Annotated in this window: 19 protein-coding genes; 14 read left to right on the plus strand and 5 right to left on the minus strand. The window is 40.6% G+C overall.

All coding sequences use genetic code 11. The features are described from left to right. Positions 1-29 precede the first annotated feature (29 nt). The 11 genes from nuoK to IJ00_RS17810 all read left to right on the plus strand — a co-directional run bounded on the left by nuoK (position 30) and on the right by IJ00_RS17810 (position 13962). Positions 30-335 (plus strand): NADH-quinone oxidoreductase subunit NuoK, encoded by a 306-nt coding sequence (gene nuoK / locus IJ00_RS17760; RefSeq protein ID WP_035155101.1) that lies wholly within the window; start codon positions 30-32, stop codon positions 333-335. A 4-nt stretch (positions 336-339) separates the two neighbouring features. Beyond that, positions 340-1263, plus strand: coding sequence for an NAD(+) kinase (locus tag IJ00_RS17765; RefSeq protein ID WP_035155104.1), 924 nt, complete (start codon positions 340-342; stop codon positions 1261-1263). Positions 1264-1663: 400 nt separating this feature from the next. Further along, positions 1664-3271, plus strand: a complete 1608-nt coding sequence (locus IJ00_RS17770) for a glycosyltransferase family 39 protein (RefSeq protein ID WP_035155106.1) — start codon at positions 1664-1666, stop codon at positions 3269-3271. A 494-nt stretch (positions 3272-3765) separates the two neighbouring features. After that, positions 3766-5184 carry a HAMP domain-containing sensor histidine kinase gene (locus tag IJ00_RS17775; protein WP_035155108.1) on the plus strand — a complete coding sequence of 473 codons (1419 nt, stop codon included), beginning with the start codon at positions 3766-3768 and terminating at the stop codon, positions 5182-5184. An 81-nt stretch (positions 5185-5265) separates the two neighbouring features. Continuing rightward, the gene (locus IJ00_RS17780; protein WP_144416055.1) at positions 5266-6156 is read left to right on the plus strand and encodes a substrate-binding domain-containing protein; all 891 of its coding nucleotides are present in this window, start codon (positions 5266-5268) and stop codon (positions 6154-6156) included. 5 nt (positions 6157-6161) lie between these two features. After that, the gene (locus IJ00_RS17785; protein ID WP_035155110.1) at positions 6162-8090 is read left to right on the plus strand and encodes an ATP-binding protein; all 1929 of its coding nucleotides are present in this window, start codon (positions 6162-6164) and stop codon (positions 8088-8090) included. Positions 8091-8268: 178 nt separating this feature from the next. Then, entirely contained in the window at positions 8269-8982 is a 714-nt protein-coding gene (locus IJ00_RS17790) for a hypothetical protein (RefSeq protein ID WP_035155111.1), read from the plus strand. 54 nt (positions 8983-9036) lie between these two features. Continuing rightward, on the plus strand, positions 9037-10179 hold the full coding sequence (gene cofH, locus IJ00_RS17795; RefSeq protein WP_082127453.1) for a 7,8-didemethyl-8-hydroxy-5-deazariboflavin synthase subunit CofH: 1143 nt from the start codon (positions 9037-9039) through the stop codon (positions 10177-10179). A 165-nt stretch (positions 10180-10344) separates the two neighbouring features. Continuing rightward, positions 10345-10743 (plus strand): photosystem II protein Psb27, encoded by a 399-nt coding sequence (gene psb27, locus IJ00_RS17800; RefSeq protein WP_035159233.1) that lies wholly within the window; start codon positions 10345-10347, stop codon positions 10741-10743. Positions 10744-11145: 402 nt separating this feature from the next. After that, on the plus strand, positions 11146-12645 hold the full coding sequence (locus IJ00_RS17805) for a family 10 glycosylhydrolase (RefSeq protein ID WP_035155113.1): 1500 nt from the start codon (positions 11146-11148) through the stop codon (positions 12643-12645). A 318-nt stretch (positions 12646-12963) separates the two neighbouring features. After that, a complete protein-coding gene (locus IJ00_RS17810) occupies positions 12964-13962 on the plus strand; it encodes a DnaJ C-terminal domain-containing protein (protein ID WP_035155114.1) in 999 nt (332 codons plus the stop codon). A gap of 57 nt (positions 13963-14019) precedes the next feature. Here the strand turns inward: IJ00_RS17810 and IJ00_RS17815 are convergent, their stop codons facing one another. The 4 genes from IJ00_RS17815 to petB form a co-directional block, all read right to left on the minus strand. After that, positions 14020-14562, minus strand: coding sequence for a redoxin domain-containing protein (locus IJ00_RS17815; RefSeq protein ID WP_035159235.1), 543 nt, complete (start codon positions 14560-14562; stop codon positions 14020-14022). Between the two features lie 347 nt (positions 14563-14909). Beyond that, on the minus strand, positions 14910-15356 hold the full coding sequence (locus IJ00_RS17820) for an anti-sigma regulatory factor (RefSeq protein WP_035155116.1): 447 nt from the start codon (positions 15354-15356) through the stop codon (positions 14910-14912). A 225-nt stretch (positions 15357-15581) separates the two neighbouring features. After that, positions 15582-16064 (minus strand): cytochrome b6-f complex subunit IV, encoded by a 483-nt coding sequence (gene petD, locus IJ00_RS17825; RefSeq protein WP_035155118.1) that lies wholly within the window; start codon positions 16062-16064, stop codon positions 15582-15584. Positions 16065-16252: 188 nt separating this feature from the next. Beyond that, positions 16253-16900 (minus strand): cytochrome b6, encoded by a 648-nt coding sequence (gene petB / locus IJ00_RS17830; protein ID WP_035155121.1) that lies wholly within the window; start codon positions 16898-16900, stop codon positions 16253-16255. Positions 16901-17545: 645 nt separating this feature from the next. Here petB and ctpA point away from each other — a divergent pair. Further along, positions 17546-18790 carry a carboxyl-terminal processing protease CtpA gene (gene ctpA / locus IJ00_RS17835; protein WP_035159238.1) on the plus strand — a complete coding sequence of 415 codons (1245 nt, stop codon included), beginning with the start codon at positions 17546-17548 and terminating at the stop codon, positions 18788-18790. Positions 18791-18822: 32 nt separating this feature from the next. Here ctpA and IJ00_RS17840 read toward each other — a convergent pair whose 3' ends face one another. Then, positions 18823-19497: an MBL fold metallo-hydrolase gene (locus tag IJ00_RS17840; RefSeq protein ID WP_035155123.1), complete on the minus strand. Its 675-nt coding sequence runs from the start codon at positions 19495-19497 to the stop codon at positions 18823-18825. 150 nt (positions 19498-19647) lie between these two features. Between IJ00_RS17840 and IJ00_RS17845 the strand changes: the two genes are divergently transcribed. Both IJ00_RS17845 and IJ00_RS17850 read left to right on the plus strand, forming a co-directional pair. Further along, positions 19648-21117, plus strand: coding sequence for a site-2 protease family protein (locus IJ00_RS17845; RefSeq protein ID WP_035155126.1), 1470 nt, complete (start codon positions 19648-19650; stop codon positions 21115-21117). Positions 21118-21157: 40 nt separating this feature from the next. Next, the gene (locus IJ00_RS17850; RefSeq protein WP_052754486.1) at positions 21158-24172 is read left to right on the plus strand and encodes a chemotaxis protein CheB; all 3015 of its coding nucleotides are present in this window, start codon (positions 21158-21160) and stop codon (positions 24170-24172) included. The last annotated feature ends 237 nt before the right edge of the window (positions 24173-24409 follow it).

Raw genomic sequence — 24409 nt, forward strand, 5'->3', positions numbered from 1 at the left:
GACAACCAAAACTGACAACAACGAATACAATGCAACTTCAGTACTTTTTATTACTAGCTGCCGCGCTATTTTGTATCGGCATTTATGGCTTGATTACTAGCCGTAGCGCAGTGCGTGTTTTAATGTCCATTGAGTTATTGCTCAATGCTGTTAATTTAAACTTAATGGCTTTCTCTAATTATCTTGACTCCACAATGATTAAGGGTCAAGTTTTCACTGTCTTCGTGATCACAGTTGCTGCTGCGGAAGCGGCGGTTGGTTTGGCGATCGTCTTGGCAATTTATCGTAACCGCGATACTGTCGATATGGAGCAGTTCAATCTCCTCAAGTGGTAATACAGTGGAGCTAAAGCAGGTAATTATTGCTTACAAGGCACGAGACTCCCAGAGTAAACGCTGGGCAGAAATCTGTGCCAAGCAACTAGAAAATCGTCAATGCCAGGTTCTTATTGGACCGAGCGGACCCAAGGATAACCCCTATCCGGTGTTTTTGGCTTCTGCTCCCCAACAGATAGACCTGGCTGTCGTTCTCGGTGGAGATGGTACTGTTTTAACTGGTGCCAGACATCTCGCTCCCGCAGGTATCCCCATATTAGGTGTCAATGTGGGGGGACATCTGGGGTTTTTAACGGAATCAGTGGAAGAGTTTCAAGATACGGAGCAGGTTTGGGAACGTTTGTTGGAAGATCGCTACGCTATCCAACGAAGAATGATGTTACAAGCGGCAGTATTTGAGGGACATGGTTCTAATTTGGAGCCAATTACAGAGCGTTATTTGGCTTTGAACGAAATGTGTGTTAAACCCGCTTCTGCCGATCGCATGATTACCTCAATTTTAGAAATGGAAATTGATGGTGAGGTAGTCGATCAGTACGTGGGTGATGGTTTAATTATGGCTACTCCCACTGGTTCCACTGGTTACACCGTCTCAGCCAATGGTCCAATCATGCATGATGGCATGGAAGCGATTACAATTACTCCCATTTGTCCCATGAGTTTGTCGAGTCGTCCTCTCATTTTGCCTCCAGGTTCGGTGGTGAGTATTTGGCCCCTGGGAGATTATGATTTGAGTACGAAACTATGGACTGATGGAGTATTGGCAACTTCCATTTGGCCCGGACACCGTGTTGATGTCAGAATGGCAGACTGTCGAGCAAAGTTTATTATTTTGCGGGAGAACAACTCCTACTATCAAACTCTGCGAGAAAAGTTACTGTGGGCAGGAACTAGGGTACGCTACAGTAGCACCAACCACGCTAATTAACCAATTAATTAAGTTTTTTTTGGTGATTTTGATAGTTCATAATAAATACGGCAGGCTCAATGATTAGATACAAATTCGAGCCTGCTTTATTTTTTGAATATTTCTATCTACTGTTGTCCTAGAGGCAAGGAGCAAAGATTTTTCTTTTTGCTGAGTTGATTAATTATTTGTATATCGATGAATTGTCTTTAAAGATGCATTCAGAGATGGTATTAAATGTAATTAATATTTGCTCATGGATGATTAATTATGAGATATTCACTGATTGTAAGTTGCGTCTTCTCATAGTAGTTGCAGGATGATGAGATGACTTTCTTCTAGTAGCAAGAGCAGATAATACTAACTATTTTTGATAACAACTTAGTATTATGAACTAAAATTGTGTATCGGGTGCAAAACTATGCAAAAAATAATAATTGCTCCGAATTGGCTAAGATTTCTGATTATATTTTTATTAGTAGTAGGTATTTTGTTTCGGCTGGGAAATTTAGATAAAAAGATATATTCCTATGATGAGGTGGATGTCTCTTTACGCATTTCTGGTTATACTGCGGCAGAAGTAAGGCAAGAAATTTTTAATGGACGAGTATTGACTAGGCAAGCACTGACAAAATTTCAAGGTGTTAACCGAGAAAAAAATATTTTTTATACGGTAAAATCCGTAGCTATCGAGAACCCCCAACATCCGCCTTTATACTATATTATTGCCAGAATTTGGGTGCAATTTTTTGGAAATTCGATAACAGCAATTAGAAGTTTATCCTGTTTGATTAGCTTATTAATTTTCCCCTGCATCTATTGGTTATGTCGAGAATTATTGAGAGTACCTTTATCGTTCCCCTGGTTGGCGATCGCCCTCCTTAGCATTTCTCCATTTAACCTGATTTATGCCCAGGATGCTCAGGATACAATGCTTTGGTTGCTCATGGCAATTCTTACTAGTACTAGTTTACTAAGAGCAATATCGAGAAAGAATATCTCTAAAACTAACGAAAATCAACAAAAAAACTGGATTATCTATGGTGTGTGCTTATTAATCAGTTTATATACTTCTTGGCAAGCATTCATTATGGCGATCGCTCATAGTCTTTATATATTTATAATCAATCAATATCGTTGGAATAAAATCACTAAACTCTACACAATTAGTGTTTCTGCTGCATTGTTGGGTTTTCTCCCTTGGCTCTTCATTACTTTAGGAGATTTATTGCGATTTAAGTTATTTACAGCATCTATCCAAAATTCTCCACAAATAACTGATTTTCCCTTTTTGAATCTCTGGAATTTTAGTAGATTTGTTTTCGATGGTGGGATGGTTTTTAGCAATATTCTCGGATGGTGCATGGCAATGATCATAATTTCATTGATGGGATATAGCCTATATTTCCTATATCGCACCACCCATATTTCTGTTTGGCTATTTGTTTTTACACTGATATTTGTTCCTATAATTATTACTATACCTTTGAGCTTATTAGCAAAGGGAAAAATATTTTTTTGGGATGAGTATTTTATCACTACTTACCTAGGTATACTAATTTCTCTCGCTTACCTGGTGGCAACACAATTATATAGTGGTACTTTTATTCGCCAAAATCTTTGGCAAGTAATTTTTATATTTTTACTGATTTGTAGCTTTATTTCTTGTTTAACTATTTCTCAGGCAGATACATGGTGGCATAAAAATTTTAGTTATGGCAATATGCAAATTGCCAGGATTGTGAATCGTGCTAATCGTCCTTTAGTGATTAGTGATTATCAAGGAATTAATTTTGGTAATGTGCTTGCGCTGAGTCGAGAATTAGAGGATACAGTCAGTTTTCAATTAATTTCCAATCGCCGGATTCCCAAATTATCCACAAACTTTGATAGTATATTTTTGATGAATCTTGATAAGACGCTCTTGGCAAATATCGAAAAAAGATATCTTGTGACAAGCAGCTTGATTTACAAAGATAGATTTTATCTTGTTTATAAGTTAGGCAGAATCAGAACTAGTCAACGATAATAGCTCCATCATATAAGTGGCACAGGTAATTCTCAAGTAATTCTCAGGTGAAATTAATTTAAACTAGGAAAAATAGTATTATATTAAGAATGGCAGGGTATCTAGAGATTGATGATTTTTTGGAAATTTCATCTCTGACATCTTGGTAATAAACAGGTTATTTGAGAATCGGTAATCACAAAAACTCTCATTCCTGGCTGAAAATCCAGTTTTTAAGGTTTTGTGGAAAATATAGAAGTTAGTTAAGAAACCTGAGTGAAAGCATTAGTGAGATTGTTCGGTTAAGTTGAAATCTCATTAATTAAGACTTTCAGTTAAGATTAGTTTATATAGCTGTTCCCACTCCAGTAAGATATACCCTAACCTCACTATCGCGCACACCGATTCCAAGGAGGTTTTGGGAGTTTTTTCCTTACTTTACTAAAATGAGAAATGCTATGTCAGTATTTAGCAAGAATTAATAGCTTGCTCAATTTATTATTTTAATTAAGAATGTGAATATTTTACAAATACTTGAGAAAAGGTTAGATTTTTTCTCTTTAAGATTACGTTTAACATTGGGAATAGCAGCATTTTCTCTTTTAGGTATTGGTGGTTTTACCTTGTGGACAAATTGGAAAATGCAACAGATTTTAATTGGCAGCCATAAACATGATATTGAGCAAATGTTAGCCCGATTGCCTAGGGATGTAGAAGTTTATAGCGAAATGATGTCATTGCAAACTGGGTTAAAAAAGTCTCTTAATTATTTAGCTAATGATAGTACTTTTCTGTGGGTAAAAAATTCCCCAAGTCGATTAGTGCTGAAGTCTAATAATTGGAGCATTTTGCCGGAAAATATCGCTCAAACTATTATTAATATTTCTCAAGATAAAATTAGACCAAATATTTATAAAATTGAAAAAAAATATTTTGTTGTTTGTAGTCGGAGATTAATTGTCAAAAAGCAAGATTTAGGAGAAGTCATTGTCGTTAAAGACATTAGTCATGACCAAAAAATGTTTTTAATGGTAGTGCAGAGTTTAACAATTGGAAGTGTTTGTTTAATAGTTATTATTTGTGGTGCAGTAACTATATATATATATGCGGCATTAAAACCTTTGCGCCAACTGAGTCGGATGACACAAGGAATTTCCTTTCAGGATTTATCGGCAGCTAAAATTAAACTAGATAAAGCTCCTAGTGAAGTGAAGGAATTAGCTGATACTTATAATAAAATGCTATCTGGGCTGAATCTATCCTGGGAGCAGGAAAAACAATTTGTGAGTAATGTTTCCCATGAATTGCGTACACCTTTAACAATTGTAAATGGCTATTTGCAAAGTGTATTAAGACGCGAAAATAATTTAACAGAAATGCAAAGGGAAGCATTGAAAACAGCCTCAATGGAGGCAGAAAGAACAATTAGGCTTTTACAGGATTTATTGGATTTAGCTCGTGCTGATAGTGGAAACTTCCCTTTAAATATAGAGAATTGTTGCTTAGGTGAATTAGTCAATGAAGTGATTGCCATGGCAAGGCAGTATAGTGACAGAAGTATTATTTTAGAGACAGTTAACTTAGAAATATGGGTAAAAGTTGACTATAGTCGTCTCAAACAGGTTCTGATTAATTTAATTGATAATGCTATCAAATATTCTCCGCCGGATGCACCAGTGGTGGTTAAATTAAGTCAAAGGGAAAAAATGGTGACGATAGAAGTTTGCGATCGCGGTTATGGAATTCCCCTACAGCACCAATCACGGATATTTGAACGCTTCTATCGTGTGGATGAGTCGCGTAACTCGAATACCGGTGGTACTGGTTTAGGTTTAGCGATTGTCAAGACGTTTGTGGAAGGGATGGGAGGTAGTGTCACCGTGCGATCGCGGATGGGAGAAGGTAGTGTGTTTATCGTAAATTTGCCAAGTTAATTGAGAATAGAGTCAAAAATTGTCAATTTGGGTGCTAGAAGTGGGAAATATAGAGTACTATCTCAATTTGCAATGATTCCCATGCTCAAAAATCACTTGCTGCTCATGGTGCTAGTATCCTTTGTCTGGGGAGGATTAACTGGATGTACATCTATTACGGGAAATTCTTCTTCATCCCAGAATAGTCAGAAGACTAGTGAGAATAATCTCAAAATCACCACCGAAATTAAAATTGCTGGTTCTAGTAGTACCTATTCCTTATTGAAATCAGTAATCAAGAGCTATGCAGATAAACATCCTGAAATAAAAATTACTTTGCTACCTGCAAGTAACTCTGAAAGCGCGATCGCCGCAGTTAAAGATGGAATTTTACAAGTAGCAGCAGTTAGCAAGCAGTTAACAGCCAAAGATATTCCTAATACCTTAGAATACCGGGAATTTGCCAAGGATGCTTTGTTGGTAGCTACCCATCCGACGGTGAAGGGAGTAGTTAATCTAACTACAGATAACCTCAAAGCAATTTATAGTGGAAAAGCCAAAAACTGGCAAGAATTTGGTGGTCCAGATGCGAAAATTGTAGTGTTGGATCGTCCAGAAGATGAATCTGCCAAAAAGTTACTACGTAAGTATTATCTGGGTAAAGATTTACCCAATGGCAAGGATACAGTTATTCTCAATCAAGAACCAGACTTGATTACTGCATTACAAAGTACACCTTATAGCATAGGTGCTTTTGCCCTTTCCCAAGCTATCAGTAATAATCTACAAGTAAATCGTTTGAGCTTAGATGGTGTGGAACCCTCGCAAAATAATATAGCTAGTGGTAAATATCAGATGGTGAGACATATTGGAGTTGTGACTCAAAAATCTCTCTCCCCATCGGTGCAAAAGTTTCTAGATTTTGCGGTGAGTGACAGTATGCGCTCAGAATTGACAAAAATGGGATTAGTCTTACCGGAAGGGAAAAAATAAGCATCATGGTAATTCAAAGAAATTACGCCAAATTACCTGTGGCGGTAAAATTACTTTTGCCCTTGATGTTGATATTTTTTGGGATTTCGGGAGTCGGGATATACAGTTTTTTTATCGGGTATGTGGCAAACCGTCTGGTGGCTGAAACAGAAAGCACGACAAACTTGCTGTCAGAAAATTTCTCCCATCGTCACCAATTGCTAGAATTACGGGGAAAATGGCTAGCAAATCAAAATGAAGTCATAGAAGCGATCGCCTCCGCAAATCGAACTACCTTACTGCAAACTTTGCTACCAATTCAAGCGAGTATGCAACTAGATATGATTACTGTTGTAGATAATCAAGGTTTAGTGATTGGAGATTTACGCAAAGGCGAAATTTCCCAAATTCCTATCAACAATCAAGCAGTTATCAAGGCAGCAAAAAATGGTTTACAAATCACGGATGTGATCTCCATTGGTGGTAAAGTGCCACCTGTAATAGTGGTAGTCATACCTGTGAGATCTCAACAAAAGAATCTGGGTGGAATTATAGTCGGGTATACCGTTACCGAGGAGCTACTAAATCATAGCCGCACCGCCTCCAGTCAGCAATTACTGGCAGTTACTAATAATCAAATTGCTGTTAGTACCCTACCTCAGTTGAGGGGATTAACATGGCAACCGCCATCAGTAAATACTCCAGTTACTGAAGTGTCATTGAGTAATCAAGAATACTTTGCAAAAACAGTTACCTTGTCCACAGATGATAACAACAAACTTAAACTAGTTTTATTAAATTCTGTGATACCGATTACTGAAGCTGGAACACAATTAGTGCTGTTTATTAGCGGTTTTTGCTTAATCGGGGGAGCGATCGCCTTAACTATCGGTTTATTTGTCACCCGTAATCTGACTCGTCGTCTCCAGAAACTCACCAATGCGACAGCAAAGTTGGCAAATGGAGATTTAAGCACCCGAATCACCGTAGATAGTCAAGATGAAGTAGGTAAACTTGCCCAAAGCTTTAACCAGATGGTTGAGCAACTCACCCTGCGCGATCAAAAAATAAATCACCAGATAGAAGAATTAGCTACTGCCTTCAAACAACTTCAAGAAACCCAGGCTCAACTAGTACAGAGTGAGAAGATGTCTAGCTTGGGACAAATGGTAGCAGGGATTGCCCACGAAATAAATAACCCGACTAGTTTTATTCATGGTAATATTACCCATCTATCCGAATACACAAAAGATATTTTATACTTAGTTGGTCTCTATCAAAAAACATACCCAGAAGGGACAGTAGAAATTCAAAAAACTATTAAAGATATCGAATTAGATTATTTACAGCAAGATTTACCCCAGCTAATTAAGTCTATTGAAGTTGGTAGCGATCGCATTCGCCAAATAGTCTTATCTCTTCGCAATTTTTCCCGTCTAGATGAATCTGAATTTAAAGCAGTGGATATTCATGAAGGGATAAATAACACCTTACTGATTCTGGGAAATCGCCTCAAACCCTCTGGAAAACGTCCCGGAATTCAGATTATCAAAGAATATGCGGATTTACCCCCAGTTGAATGCTACCCAGGGCAATTGAATCAAGTATTTATGAATATTCTGGCAAATGGCATTGATGCTTTAGAAGAAGTAATCTTATCAGAGCAAGGACGAAAGTATAATAAAACACCACAAATCCATATTCAAAGTCAGGTATTAGATAGTAAATGGATAGAAATCCGTATTCAAGATAATGGTTTAGGAATTAGTGAAGAAGTCCGGACAAAACTCTTTGACCCATTTTTTACTACCAAACCTATCGGTAAAGGTACGGGACTTGGTTTATCTATCAGTTATCAGATTATTGTCGAAAAGCATGGAGGGAAGATAGATTGTCATTCTGTACCAGGAGAGGGAACTTTATTTACAATTTCCATTCCCAACAAACAGATATAGTTTTTCTCCCATTATTTGTGCGGAATGACTACTATCAACAATGTATATTTCAAAGAAAGGTAACTCTAACGCTGGGTAATAGGTATTAGTAGGTATACTAATTATCTATTACCTATTCTTTTATACTGACTCAAGTATATTTGAAGTTTCTGCCAACCTGCAACTTTTGCCAAAAATCATGTTGCGACTCTACCATTTGTTGCTCATTGGTGGGATTTTAGTTCTCACACCCTTAGGAATACGTTATCTTGCTCCTCAATCTCATTCCTCAACTCATCCACCTGGTGTGTCACTTTCAGGTAATTATTGGCAAACCCTTTTAGGTAAAACGTCTGCACCAACAAATTGGCAGGTTTCACCTTGCGCTGGGGAAGCTCCTTTATTATGTGTTTCCGCAGCTGGTAAACCGGTGGGAACAGTAGAAATGGCAATTCACCCTCTCCAGAAGCAAGAGAGTTTGCGGAAAGCCCTGGCAACTACTGGTATTCTCAAGGATGGCAAGTTAGATACAAAACACCCTGAGTATAATCAGCAGGTATCCCTTGCCTTGAAGAATTGGGCAAATGAAAACTATACAAACTTAACCCAAGATCGTCAGCAGGAATATCAAAATCAAGCACAAGATCGCATCCTATTTTCTGCCTATCCTCCCCAAAATATAGCAATAGGTAAGTCCCCAGGAATTCGTTATGGATTTGTGGGTTTAAAGTCTCAAGGAGGTATATGGGAGCAACATCTCAGTTATGCTGCTATTAATAGTAATCATGTTTACGTGATCACTACTGCTTTTGCTCCCACTGCTGTCACAGGAAAGTTTGCCAATTTTGAAGATTTAGCGGTTTTTGAACCTCACCTGAGTGCGATCGCCACCAATCTTAAGTTAGAAAATTAAGTTTATCTGGTGAAAAGATAGCTGGTAAAATGGAAATATCTTACTTTGACTCCAGTGATAGTAGAAAATATTGGTTCTGTTGATGGGATTTTACGGCAAGTCTCCAGGGGAGATGATTTATCCCCAGCAGCAGGAGTGTTTTTACTTCAGCAAACTGATGCAGCAGCGATCGCCACTATCCAAGCAACAGCAGATCAATTACGCAAACAGCAAGTTGGTGATACCGTTACCTACGTCATCAATCGCAACATCAACTTTACAAATATTTGTGAGCAACATTGCAGCTTTTGTGCATTTCGTCGGGATTCCGGGGATGATGGTTCCTATTGGTTAGATTGGCAGAAAATTCGTGACAAAACCGCCGATGCAGTTAACAAAGGGGCTACAGAAATTTGTATGCAGGGGGGATTAAACTTAGCAGCCAAAATTAATGGTCAATCCCTACCTTATTATTTACGTTTAGTTGCCACCATCAAAGAAGAATTCCCCCAGTTACATCTCCACGCATTTTCACCCCAGGAAGTACAATTTATTGCCCGTGAAGATGGTTTGACTTATGCAACTGTACTTAAAGCTTTGCAAAATGCGGGAGTAGATTCCTTGCCAGGAACCGCCGCCGAGGTATTAGATGATCAAGTACGACGGGTACTATGTCCAGAAAAAATCAATACAGCCACCTGGCTAGAAATTATCAGTACTGCTCACCAATTAGGTTTACCCACAACTAGTACCATGTTGTGTGGACATATCGAAACCCCAGAACAGCAAATTACCCATTTAGAAAAACTGCGATCGCTACAACAAACCGCCATTCATCACCAATATCCCGCCAGAATTACAGAGTTCATTTTGCTACCCTTCGTGGGGCAGGAAGCGCCAAAATCCCTACGAAATCGTGTAGGACGCAACCAACCAGAGTTAGAAAAGACACTTCTGCTGACTGCCGTAGCCAGGATTTACCTAGGAAAATATATTCCCAATCATCAACCGAGTTGGGTAAAACTAGGAATTACAGGAGCAACTACTGCCCTTGAGTGGGGTTGTAACGATATTGGCGGCACCTTGATGGAAGAACATATTACCACCATGGCAGGGGCGCTGGGGGGTACGTGTATGGAAGTTGAGACATTACAAGGGGCGATCGCCTCCCTGGGAAGACCATATCAACAACGAGACACTTTGTACAGAACTATTTGAACTCTTCCTTGGTTATCATCAAAGTGACAGTTCCCAGAAAAAATTCTTTTCCCCACTACCTATTACCCACCTCAACTCATCATACTCAGGTTCAAGCAGACATGATATTGGATGCCAATCCAAGATAGGATGGACGTTGACTTAATGTATTTTTACTCATTGATTATGAAGCGCTATTTGTCACGTCTGCTCGCCCTGGTTTTGGTTGTGGTTGTTGGTTTAACCGGATGTTCTGGCGCTCCTGGTAGTTTAACAGGCAATTATTCCCAAGACACCTTAGCAGTGATTGATACCTTGAAAAATGCCATAGATTTGCCCACAGATGCACCGGATAGAGCCGCAGCGCAAGCACAAGCGCGTCAAAAAATTAATGATTTTTCTGCTCGCTATCAAAGAAACGGTTCTGTGACAAAGTTGAATTCTTTTACAACAATGCGTACAGCCCTCAATTCCCTCGCTGGACATTATAGCTCCTATCCCAATCGTCCCGTTCCCCAAAAACTGAAAGAGCGTTTACAACAAGAATTTAAGCAAGTGGAAGCAGCGTTACGACGTGAAGCTTAATTAAAATCTGCTGTCATTGCCAATAGTCCCTAGTAGCTCTGTGCAGAATTCAAAATTAATACAACCTAAGTGTTTTGTTGATTGTGTAGATATAACAAGACTTCCCCTAGGGTATGGTTGTTTTATTTCCGCCGTGCTGTACTAGTTATTTTCTCGCTATTGAACCAATACGCAATTTCAAATTTATTTCTAGTATGAAGATTCCCGACTTGATTTATCAATAGTTTGGGAATCTATTAATTTTTATGGGTAATTTTTCATAGTTATCAGGCAGTAAATTACACAATTTATAAAAATTAGGGCATAGAATGCGATGAGAATAATACTGAGAAGGGGTGAAGGAAATATCCCTCATTCCCTGTTGCCAATTTACAACTCAAGGAGTGCCAGTTTACCATCCCTATGCCTAACAGTTCTGAGAATGTTGTCAAATTTTTCCAGCCTTGGCGACGTTTGTTCGCTGTTTGCTTTAGTAGTGCCCTACTGATGCCCTATCTTGGCAGCCAACCAGTACAAGCACAAATTAACGAGTTTTGTCAAGTATCCGTATCTGCCGCTCAAGAAAAAGAGACTTTACGCAAATCTGCGCAGAAAGACAATCCAGAAGCAGAAAGTCGCTATCAGCAATTATTGCGGCAACACGCCCAAGACTTGCAAGAATGTCGCGATCGCAATTGGCCCCAAGTTCAGGCAATTTGGTTACGGTTATATCCCTGTGACTTACAACCTGGAGCCATTGAACATATTATGGATCGGATTGTCAATCGGGGTTACAACCAAGTATACCTGGAAGCATTCTACGATGGGCGAGTCCTATTACCCCAAGCCAAGAACCCCACAGTTTGGAAGTCTGTAATTCGCACCCCTGGAGCCGAAAACGCTGATTTATTAGCACTAGGTATCAAAAAAGGTCAGCAAAGGGGCTTAAAAGTCTACGCTTGGATGTTTACCACCAATTTTGGTTATACCTATGCCCTGCGTCAAGACAGAGAAAGGGCGATCGCTCGCAATGGCAAAGGACAAACCAGCCTCTACGTAGTTGATAACGCTTCCCAAGTCTTCATTGACCCTTATAATAACCAAGCAAAACGCGATTATTACCTGATGGTACAGGAGATACTCCGTCGTCGCCCCGACGGTATGCTCTTTGATTATGTACGCTATCCCCGGCAAGCCGGTACTGACTCCATCGCCACAAAAGTTACAGACCTGTGGTTATATACTGAAGCTACCCAAGCAGCTTTATTTAAACGGGCACAAAATAATAAGGGTTTAGATTTAATTCGTCGCTTTCTTGCCAAAGGATACATCACCGCCGGAGATATTAACCAAGTCGATCAACTCTATCCCCAGGAAGCAGAACCCCTATGGCAGGGTAGAACTATCAATGCCGCTAAATCAATCCTACCAGCCCATCAGAGACAACCTCAACTGCAATGGGACTTATGGCAACTGGCAGTCGCCCATGCCATGCAAGGAATTCTTGATTTTGTCAATTTAGCCGCCTATCCTGCTCAACAGATGGGTTTACCCACAGGAGCAGTATTCTTTCCCGAAGGTAATCAAATGGTAGGTAAGGGTTACGACTCCCGTCTTCAGCCTTGGGATCGGTTTTCCAATACCATGGAGTGGCATCCCATGGCTTATGCTAACTGTGAAAATGCCGATTGCATTGCACAACAAGTAGAACGAGTCATCAGTATGGCAAAACCAGGAACCAAGATAATTCCTGCCTTAGCTGGTACTTGGGGTAAATCTATGAGTAATCGTCCTTCCTTGGAACTACAGATGCAAGCGTTACGGCAACACGCACCCCAATTAAAAGGAGTTAGCCATTTTGCCTATTCCTGGCAATTTCCTGAACACGATGGCGATCGCAAATTTTGCCGCTCCCAGAATTAAGCTGAAAATGTGCGGTAATTGCTCAACTCACCAGAGGAATTACCGCCCATGATTGTATTTAAGGTTTGTTAATTTAAAATTAGAGTCTTTGGAGAGAAATTATCTCTCACCTAAAATCCTGACTTCTTGCCCGCTTTCAGAATAATCATAGAGATAGGTAAAGTCAGTCGTTTTATTTATAAGTAGGACTTACACACAAGTACGGGCTATAGAGTCAATTTCTGAATTACACCTAGGTGGAAATCATTGTTTCGACTCTATGTTTGCCTAAGTCCTGATAAGAAAATTTAGAGTAAATTGATTAGAGGAGGCTGGTGGATGGCTACAACCGACTTTAAAGACTATTACGCAGTTTTGGGAGTAAGTAAAACTGCCAGTCAAGATGATATTAAGCAAGCGTTTCGTAAACTTGCTCGCAAATACCACCCAGACGTAAATCCTGGCAATAAGCAAGCTGAAGCACGGTTTAAGGAAATTAACGAAGCCTACGAAGTTTTATCAGATCCAGATAAACGCAAAAAATATGACCAATTTGGTCAATACTGGAAACAAGCTGGTGAAGGTTTCCCCGGTGGTGCTGGTGTTGGCGTTGATATGGGCGGTGTAGACTTCAGCCAATATGGTAGCTTCCAGGATTTTATTAATGAATTAATTGGCGGTTTTGGTGGTGCTAATCCCCGCAATGCTAGACAAACCTATAGTTATCGAACCTCCACCAACAACACAGGTTTTAACGGTTTTAATGACTTTGGGTTTCAAGATATGGGTGGTGCTGCTACTGCTCAAGATAGTGAAGCAACTATTACCCTATCTTTTTCAGAAGCTTTCCATGGTGTTCAAAAGCGTTTCAGCTTGGGTAATGAGACAATTGATGTGCGAATTCCCCCAGGAGCAAAAACCGGTTCCCGTCTACGGATACGTGGCAAAGGTGCTATCAACCCCTTTAACCAACAACGGGGTGACTTGTATTTAAAAGTAGAACTACAACCCCATAGCTTTTTCCAGTTTGAGGGTGATAATTTAGTCTGTGAAGTGTCTATCACCCCCGATGAAGCGGTTCTTGGTGCTTCTATTGATGTCCCCACACCTGATGGTAGTGTGACGGTGAAATTACCTGCGGGAGTGCGCTCTGGACAATCCCTGCGCTTGCGGGGTAAGGGGTGGCAACAACCTAAAGGGGAGCGTGGAGATCAATTAGTCAAAATCGCGATCGCCACACCTAGAGATATCAGCCAACAGGAGCGAGAATACTACGAAAAAATCCGCTCATTACGTACCTATAACCCCCGCAGTCACCTACACAACATTAGATTATAAAATCAGGGAATCAGGGAAAATTAAATTAGAGGTTCAAGAATACAGATTTCCCCTTCCCTATTCCCCCTCAAACTCTGCCAGTAATCTTTCAATACTGGCATTGTGATCCAAGAAGGAAAATAAATGTTTATAACGCAATCTACCTTGCTTATCTAACACAAATTGTGCTGGAAGTGGGGCTCCTAAAGCTTGTCCAACCTTATAAGCACGAAATACCCAACACCGAGGGTCGCTTAACAAAGGCATTTTTAAACCCAAATCTCGAACAACAGTTTGACTCTGAGTTTCATCAGTACTAGTAATTAATAAAACTTCCACACCCCTTTGTTGAAATTCTTCGTATCTTTCATTCAATTCTTTGATATGAGGATAGCAGAAAGGGCAGTATTGTTTTTCAGTAAAAATGCGTGTGAAAGCTAGTAATATAGGTTGATTCCCACGATAGTCAGATAATCTAATTTGTTGCCCATTCGTCATATCTGGCAATTTAAAATCCATCGTTATTTGCCCTAATTCCACAGTATTTGAGGCTGGAACTGGGAATAAGTTTTTTGCAAAACGTTCGTTGAATAATCCGTCAAAGTTTGACGAGGTTAATATCTTTTGCATAGTTCAGATAAATATGAAAATTGTCTCTAGGAATTCAAATATAGAATCTACAAGTATAAATTCTTATTAGCTCTATATATCCCTATGATAATATCTATATTCCTGAAAATAAATTAAGATATCTCTAGTATTTTCATAATATTCATTTCCTTGTAAGCTACCTTCAGAATATTTTGTTCTAGGCAAAACTTACAAAAAATGTTGTTATTTAAGCACAGTTTGACTTATCAAATATCTAGCGTGATGTGATTAATCAAGAATTAAGATAACCAGATGTAGAGAGATTGCCGGCATATCTCTACACAGAGTAAATATCCTGTAAAAGCGGAAACCAAATATCAAACAGCAGAATTTTTTAAAGCATACTTGACGATGAGTAAGCAGTTTCTACCGTCTGTATCACGTTCATACACAACCTTGTCTGCCAAACGTCGCAATAAAAACCATCCATACCCCCCGACTTGCAGAGTACCTGGTTCTGGTTCGGCGATCGCGTTGGGGTCAAAAGGTTTACCATGATCCCAAATCCTGATTTCTAATCTATCCAACCACAGGGAAACATTAATATCTATAGTGGTTTCTGGTGGTAGGGCACGATGGGCATGACGAACAGCATTAGTAAAACCTTCTGCTAATGCTAAATTGAGTCTATACAGTTGACTTTCTGACCAACCTAACTGAGATAAGTGTTGCAGACAAAATAGCTCAAACCACTGTTGCACTTGATTCAGAAGCTTGAGTTCGCTTTTTACCGCCAGATGGTCTTGCTGCACTATGCTAAGCATTGACCTTGACTGAGAAGATGTGTGTTTCTGGGAAAAAAATTTTGAGAGCCACTTAACATGACTAGATAAATCTAAGATTTTGGAATAGCATTCTAACTCAAAATCTGTAGACATAGTATCAAAATGTTGATGTTATTAAAAGTGACGCCTGGGGATTTTTCTCAAAAGTACCTACGCACTCAGTGAGAAAGTCACAGGCGTCAAGACGCTTTTCAGTAACTGATTTTAGAATAGCCCCAAAGTCAGAGACTTATCTAATGGTAAAGCTGCACCAATTCCTAAGTACACAGTTACTAATGTACCAAATAGGAATACTGCGGTAGCGACTGGACGACGGAAAGGATTTTGGAATTTATTGACGCTCTCAATAAAGGGAACCAAAATCAATCCCAGAGGTACGGCAGCCATTGCTAATACACCCAACAATTTGTTAGGTAAAGAGCGCAGGATTTGGAATACAGGATACAAATACCACTCTGGCAGAATTTCCAGGGGTGTTGCAAAGGGGTTTGCAGGTTCGCCCGTCATTGCTGGATCTAGAACTGCTAGAGCCACAATACAAGCAAAGGAACCCATAATTACAATTGGGAAAACATAGAGCAAGTCATTGGGCCAAGCGGGTTCACCATAATAGTTGTGACCCATACCCTTTGCCAGTTTAGCTCTTAAGATAGGATCGCTCAGATCGGGTTTTTTCTGTGTTGCCATTTTTAAATGCGCTCTCCTGCTGAGGATGGGTTAAAGCATTTGTAGAAGCTATTAGCTATTAGGCATTAGCTTTTAGCTGCGGATGTAAATGTTTGCTAACTTTGTAGCTTATGTTGCGTTTAGCTATTTCTCATCAGTTTAAAACAAACATTTCTATCTGCAAATAGCTAATGCCTAGGTAACTCAAACTACAAGGGACCGGAAATACCTTGTTTACGAATCATTAAGAAGTGGAACAGCATGAAGACTGCAATTAACCAAGGCAGCACAAAGGTATGAGCGCTGTAGTAACGGGTTAAGGTTGCTTGTCCGACACTAGAACCACCACGAAGTAAATCAGATATCAGAGTACCAACTACAGGGATAGCTTCTGGTACACCGCTCACGATTTTCACCGCCCAGTAACCAACTTGGTCCCAGGGTAGAGAATATCCAGTTACACCAAAGGAAACGGTGATGACTGCGAGGACAACACCACTAACCCAAGTTAATTCACGGGGTTTTTTGAAACCACCAGTTAGATATACCCGGAAAACGTGCAGAATCATCATCAGTACCATCATGCTGGCAGACCAGCGATGGACGGAACGAATTAGCCAACCAAAGTTGACCTCGTTCATGATGTACTGTACAGAAGAATAAGCTTCAGCAACAGTTGGCTTGTAGTAAAATGTCATCGCAAATCCAGTTGCGAACTGGATCAGGAAACAAACTAGGGTGATACCACCCAGACAGTAAAAAATGTTGACATGGGGAGGGACGTACTTACTGGTGACGTCGTCGGCGAGCGCTTGTAATTCCAAGCGTTCCTCGAACCAGTCATAAACGTTAGCCATACAATCTCAAAATTCCTAAGACACGATCGCGGTTGATTATCTGTTGAAGTTCTCTAGGGCAAAAGCCACCGAGACCTCACCTTTTGGGTTGCCACTTTTTCAACGAGGAACCCTACGCCATATGCTTTCCATGAGTATGATACGCCAAAGCTTAACAGGGCAGATCATCAACGCATCCAGAATGCATGACATTGGGCAAACCATCTCTAGAAGTGGGTTCACTCCCAGTTAAATAATTTGGGGATGTTCGCAAAGAGGAATGCCCTCGTTTGATAATAGAGCATTCAAGCGCAGAGAGTTTTTAAAAAACTTCACACTCTGCAAAGGTTGAATGTATTGCGTTCTCCTTGCACCCAAACATCCGGGATGATGGACACAAAGTAGATTCTATCGTTTATTGAGCGGCTCTGACTGTTACCAGTTGTGAACACAACTTGATTAAAACAATGCACCACTTCTATAAAAAAAGTAACATAATCGAGAGATAGATTTCATCTTTTGAGGGGTTGAGGAGTCGTAGAAGTTGATAAATTTCAGAAAATACAGCGAGTTTTTGACCTAACTTGAAATTTTTCGATGGTGGAAAACGGAATGTTTTTTGCCCTGACTGGATTTAGGCTATTGGGGTTAAGAGTGGAATCAAAAATGGGGTTAATACAAAATCGGGTTTTGCGGGTAATTTTTTGCTTATTTATGGCTGTTTGGGTAGGTATATATGGTTTTTCTCAGCCAGCATTAGCTTTAACCGATGAGCAGAAATTGGTTTCAGAAGTTTGGCGCATTGTCAATAGAAGCTATTTGGATGAGACATTTAATCATCAAAATTGGGCAACTGTACGTCAAAAGACCTTAGCAAAACCCCTGAAAGACGAGCAGTCAGCTTATAAGGCAATCCAGGAAATGCTGAAAACCTTGGATGACCCGTTTACTCGGTTTTTAGACCCGGAGCAATATCGGAGTCTACAGGTGAATACTTCTGGAGAACTGACTGGAGTCGGATTACAAATTGCCTTAAACCAAGAAACGGGAAAATTAGAGGTAGTTGCCCCCATCGCAGGTTCGCCGGCAGAGAAAGTGGGAATTAAGCCGCGCGATCGCATTCTGCAAATCGAAGGATTGTCTACCCAAAACCTGACTTTGGATGAAGCTGCGGCTAGAATGCGAGGTCCGATTGGTAGTTTTGTGACGCTTTTGATTGCCAGGGATGGGGAAGCGGAAAAAGAGGTGCAAATTATGCGCGATCGCATTTCTTTAAATCCTGTAGTGGCAGAATTACGTCCTGGGAATCAGGGTAAATCCATTGGTTATGTCCGCCTAACTCAATTTAACGCCAATGCCGCAGCAGAGTTGGCACACGCAGTCAGTCAGTTAGAAAAAAAAGGTGCCGATGGCTATATCCTGGATTTACGGAATAATCCTGGGGGACTTTTGCAAGCAGGGGTAGAAATCGCTCGACTATGGCTAGATTCGGGGACAGTAGTTCATACAGTCAATCGTCAAGGAATTCAAGGTAGTTTTGAGTCCTTTGGTCCACCCTTAACTAGTGACCCCTTGGTAGTTTTAGTCAACGAGGGAACAGCTAGCGCTAGTGAGATTCTAGCAGGTGCATTACAAGATAACGGACGAGCAACTTTAGTTGGTGCAACCACCTTTGGTAAGGGTTTAATTCAATCTTTGTTTGAATTATCTGATGGTTCTGGCTTGGCAGTAACTATTGCTAAATATGAAACCCCTAAGCACCGAGACATTAATAAATTGGGAATTAAACCCGATAAAGTTATCCCCTCTGTATCAATTACCCGTGAACAAGTAGGTACGGAGGAAGATCCACAGTTTCAAGCGGCATGGGAATTTCTGCAAAAGAGTCCTGTGATTGTAGGGGTAAATTAGACAGAAGATTTCAGGGCGTAAGCGTCCTGATTTCATTCCCAAAGTTGAGCTAAATCTAAAGCTGCTAATTGCTGGTAGGCATGATTAATCACCCGCTTGCCGCGTAAAAATCCGGTATTTGCTCCTGGACAAATCACCGCCAGATTTTCTGGAGAAAAGTTTTCCAACAAATACTTGACACTTCTAATTTGTCTGTGCCAGTGAAAAGTCTTGGCTGTCTTGAATGGTGCAGGTTCACCTTGTTGATTGGGCAGAAGATGTCGTCCAGAAAACAAAATTCCTCCATGTTCGTTATGATACACACAGGCGGAACCGGGAGAATGTCCTGGTGTCCAGATAACCTTGGTGGTGGGATTGAGGGTTAATTCCCGATGGAAGGTTGTTAATTTTGCTTCCGGAATCAGATAAGCTTCTTGTTCTTGGATGATAATTTCACAGTTAAAAGCTTTTTGGTATTCCACTGCTTTCCCAATTGCCCCACGGTGGGTGATGATTAACCAACGGATGCCACCTTGGGAATCCATAAAACTTTGGTAAGATTCATCCCAAGCTGGAGAATCAATCAAGATGTTGCCTTCATTTCTTACAATAAAGTAAGCTGTTCCTCCAAGTGTGTCCCGATTTGGCGGAAATGCAAAAATGGAATTAAACACTATTTGGGGTGATTTGGTAATTGTCTGATTTGATTCTGGAGGTAAGGGACACATATGAGTGGTAATGCTAAGTAGTGAAAATAGCCCTATTGTGATACTTGGTTGTCGGACTGTCTGAAATTAAATTATGGTCTCTTTTGCAGTTCAGAGGATGATGTTTTTGACCACAAGCTAGACTAGCATTGCAAAACAAGCAACAATAACATGAATTTTTGGTTTTTGCTTCTACTGGGATTAATTACTTACTGGATGGTACAGCGCAGTGTCGCGCGAATTACCACTACACCAGTCTGGTTATTGTGGTTGGTGTTGATGACACCAGCTTTGATTTGGACTGGGTGGGTAGCAGTATATGGGGGAAAGGCTCCCCTACCGCGATCGCTAATGTTATTACCTTGGATTGTCTGTCCCATATTGTACTGGGTACTGGTTCAGTGGGGACGTAAACCGATAGTAAGCAAGGAACCAGAAAATAATCAAACATCCCAGGCAAATCCTATCCCAGAACCTGTACCATTGCGTCCGATTGAGGCAACAGAAGAAGCTCAACTGAGAAATTGTTTTTCTCTCTCGACCTATTATTTACAAACTATTGAATATAAACCCCAGGCAATTATTTGTCGGGGACAATTACGCACCAAGCCAGAGACCGCCTATGAAAAAATTAAAGAAAATATTGAAGGTATCTTTGGCGATCGCTTTCTCGTGATTTTTCAAGAAGGTTTAAACGATAAACCGTTTTTTGTCCTAGTTCCCAATTCTCAATCAGTCAAATGGGAAAAGGTTAAACCCGAAAAGCTCACCCGTCCTGGTTTAGCATTAATGCTATTAGCAGCCACCCTATTGACTACAACCTTTGTCGGGACAAGACTCGCTGGAGTTAACTTTGATACTTTACAAACAGACCCAACTGTGCTTCTGAAGGGCATACCCTATGCTTTAACTTTAATGTTCATCCTGGGGGTTCATGAACTCGGTCACTATTTCACCGCCAGACGCTATAAAATTCGCACAACATTGCCGTATTTTATCCCTATGCCCTTTTTCCTCGGTACTTTTGGGGCATTTATTCAGATGCGCAGTCCCGTACCCCATCGTAAAGCGTTATTTGATGTGAGTCTTGCCGGACCCTTGGCAGGTTTTATAGTGACTGTACCCTTACTGTTGTGGGGATTATCTCACTCGCAGATAGTACCTTTAACAGAAGATAGAAGCGGACTTTTAAATCCAGAAGCCCTGAATCCTAAGTATTCTATATTACTTGCTATTTTTGCCAAAATTGCCCTGGGAAGTCAATTAACAGCACAGACAGCAATTGATTTACACCCTGTAGCTGTTGCTGCTTGCTTAGGATTAATTGTCACTGCCTTAAATTTGATGCCCGTAGGACAATTAGATGGAGGTCATATTATCCATGCCATGCTAGGACAAAGGATAGCTATATTTATCGGACAAATTGCCCGGTTATTATTACTATTATTATCTTTAGTACAGCCAGGATTTTTCCTTTGGGCAATTATGCTGCTGTTTATTCCCCTGATGGACGAACCCGCTTTAAATGATGTCAGCGAGTTAGACAACAAGCGAGACATTTTGGGGGTATTTTCCATGGCACTATTAGTTTTAATTATCTTGCCCTTACCGCAAATATTTGCCCAACTGTTGCAGATTTAGTCCAAAAATTCATCAGCAAATGTCACCTTGACTGCCAATTATGAACATAAAGCGGTCTCCGAATCCAGATAGCTCGATTAATGCTGTGAATCAGACATCTGTTGGGAAGTCACAAGTGAATCAGAGCGAGTTATTTCCCGTTGTGGGGATTGGTGCATCGGCTGGAGGGTTAGAAGCATTCACCCAATTACTGAGCCATTTGCCAGTTGACACGGGTATGGCATTTGTACTGGTGCAGCATTTAGATCCCAAGCAAAAAAGCCTATTGAGTGAGATTCTCTCTAGGGTAACTCAGATGCCTGTGTGTGAAGTGCACGATGGTATAGAAGTAGAAGCGAACCATGTCTATGTGATTCCACCCAATACCAGAATGACGATCGCCCAAGGAGTGCTTTGCCTGACTGCCCGTGAGAAAGCCCCTAAAATCAGTATGAGCATTGATGGGTTTTTCTCTTCCTTAGCAGAAGAACGTGGAACAAAAGCGATTGGGGTGATTTTATCCGGTGGTGATGGTGATGGTTCTAGAGGATTGGAGGCAATTAAGGTAGCTGGTGGTATCACCTTTGCCCAATCTGGAGATTCTGCACAAGTTAATAGTATGCCCAATACCGCGATCGCCACAGGCTATGTAGACTTTATTTTGCCACCAGCCGCGATCGCCGAAAAGCTGGCAGATATTAGCCGACACCCCTATGTAACTAAAACAATACCTGCTGTTCTCAGTGAAGAGTCTACCGAGGGCAAAGATGCTCTCTCTCAGATTTTTAGCTTACTACGGACAACAGCAAGGATTGACTTTACCCACTATAAACACACCACAATCAAGCGCCGTATCTATCGACGTATGGCACTTTACCGACTTGAACATTTAGATGATTATGTGCGTTATCTCCAGGAAAATCCCGCAGAAGTTCAAGCTCTATATCAAGAAATTCTGATTAACGTCACTAATTTTTTCCGGGATGCCGTCGCCTTTGAAGCTCTCAAACGAGAAGTCTTTCCAGCAATTATGAGCGATCGCTCACCCGATTCACCTATTAGGATTTGGGTAGCAGGTTGCTCAACCGGTGAAGAAGCCTACTCCATCGCTATCTGTCTCTTAGAGTTTTTGGCACACCAACCTCGTCAGCCAGCAATTCAAATTTTTGCCACCGATGTCAGCGAAATGGCGATCGAAAAAGCCCGTCTCGGTATTTATCAGGCAAATCAAGTTATGGGTGTATCCTCCGAGCGACTCCAGCGCTTCTTTACCCCGGTGGAGGGAGGATATCAAATTAATAAGACAGTGCGGGAATTATGTATCTTTGCTCGCCAAAACCTGATCGCCGATCCACCTTTTTCCCGATTGAACTTGATTAGTTGTCGTAATGTCTTGATTTATTTTGGAGCTTCTTTACAAAAGAAAGTTTTGCCCATGTTTCATTACGGTTTGATGCCCACAGGCTTTTTACTGTTAGGTAGTTCCGAGACAGTGGGAGAATTTTCTGATCTATTTTCTTTAGTTGATCGCAAATCCAAAATTTATGGTAAACAACCCTCCTCGGTGCGATTGAGCATGGATGTCATTGCTAGTAGCTATCCTGTAGAAATTGTCAGTCCCCAACCTATCCTGAATCAGGAAAGCCACAATGAGGTAGAGCTACATAAAACAGCAGATCAGATTGTTTTAAATCAATATGCTCCCGTTGGAGTTGTCATTGATACTCAACTAGAAATTTTACAATTTCGGGGACAAACAGGAGCCTATCTGGAACCATCTCCCGGAAGAGCTAGCCTTAATCTCCTGAACATGATTAAAGAAGGATTACGGCTAGAACTACGAACTGCCTTTCACCAGGCAAAGCAAGACGGGCAAGCCGTGAGAAAAGAGGGCATACCCCTGAGGGAGGCTTCTAACGTCAGTACAGACTTACCAGTTCGGACTCGTCAAGTTCGTCTAGATGTCATTCCCTTCAAACCTGGGGCAAATAGTGAAGACTACTTTTTGGTTTTGTTTGCAGAGATGCCAGCAGTGCCATCAATTGAGGCAGAATCCCAGAGCAGTCGTCGGAGTCAATCTAGACGCAAACAAGCTAGTAGGGAACAAGAAGAAATTCATCGACTACAACAAGAATTAAACACTACCAAAGCCTATCTTCAGTCAATTATTGAAGAACAGCAAGCGACAAATCAAGACCTCAGGGCTGCCAACGAAGAGATTTTATCTAGCAATGAAGAACTACAAAGTACTAACGAGGAGCTACAAACAGCTAAGGAAGAGATTCAAGCTACTAATGAAGAATTGAGTACCATTAATGACGAACTTTACCGACGACACGCCGAAACAACTCAGATTAGCAACAATTTCCAAAATTTGCTGACTAGCATTCATATTCCCATTCTGATGTTAGAAGGAGATTTACGAATTCGCTGTTTTACTCCCACTGCTAGCCATCTGTTCAACCTGATTCCCACTGATATTGGTCGCCCTTTGAGTGATATCAAGCATAATCTGAATATTCCCGATTTAGAGCAGCAGATATTGGAGGTGATTAATACCCTGAATATCAAAAGTCAAGAAGTTCAAGATCAAGAAGGGCATTGGTATGATCTACGCATTCGCCCCTACCGTACCCTCGATAACCGGATTGATGGGGCTGTGGTTATCTTAGTTGAAATTGATATACTCAAGCGTAGTGCTGACCAAATTAGAGAAGCGCGAGACTACGCAGAAGCAATCGTCCAGACAGTACGACAATCCCTGCTGGTGCTGAATGCCGAACTGCAAGTTGTGAGGGCAAATCAACGGTTTTATGAAACATTCCAAGTCTCACCCAGCGAAACCGAGCAATGCCAGATTTTTGACTTGGGAAATGGACAATGGAATATTCCTAAATTGCGATCGCTCCTCGAAGAACTCCTACCCCAGAATACACAAATTCAAGATTTTCCTGTAGAGCATGAATTTGAACGTATTGGACACAAACAGATGCTCCTCAATGCTCGCAAAATGCCTTTATTGGATGGGAAACAGATGATTTTATTATCTATTGAAGAGATTTGCGATCGCCCCTAGGTTAAATAGTGAGTATTTTTACTTATTTGTCGCTCATAACCTCATCTTTTATGAAGTTAGACAATGTTTTTATTTTTATCCTATTTAAAGATGGTATTATTCTGTTGGGTATATAGTAAAGCAGATCAGGTAGTTTCAGGATTTTTAATAAATGAGAATCAGTCCTAAAAATGTTAATTTCTCACATGCCTGAAAGTGTTAAACCTTGTATACCTAATACTTGCAAAATCTTAGCAG

It is taken from the genome of Calothrix sp. 336/3, assembly GCF_000734895.2.
In the GTDB taxonomy this organism is placed as follows: domain Bacteria; phylum Cyanobacteriota; class Cyanobacteriia; order Cyanobacteriales; family Nostocaceae; genus 336-3.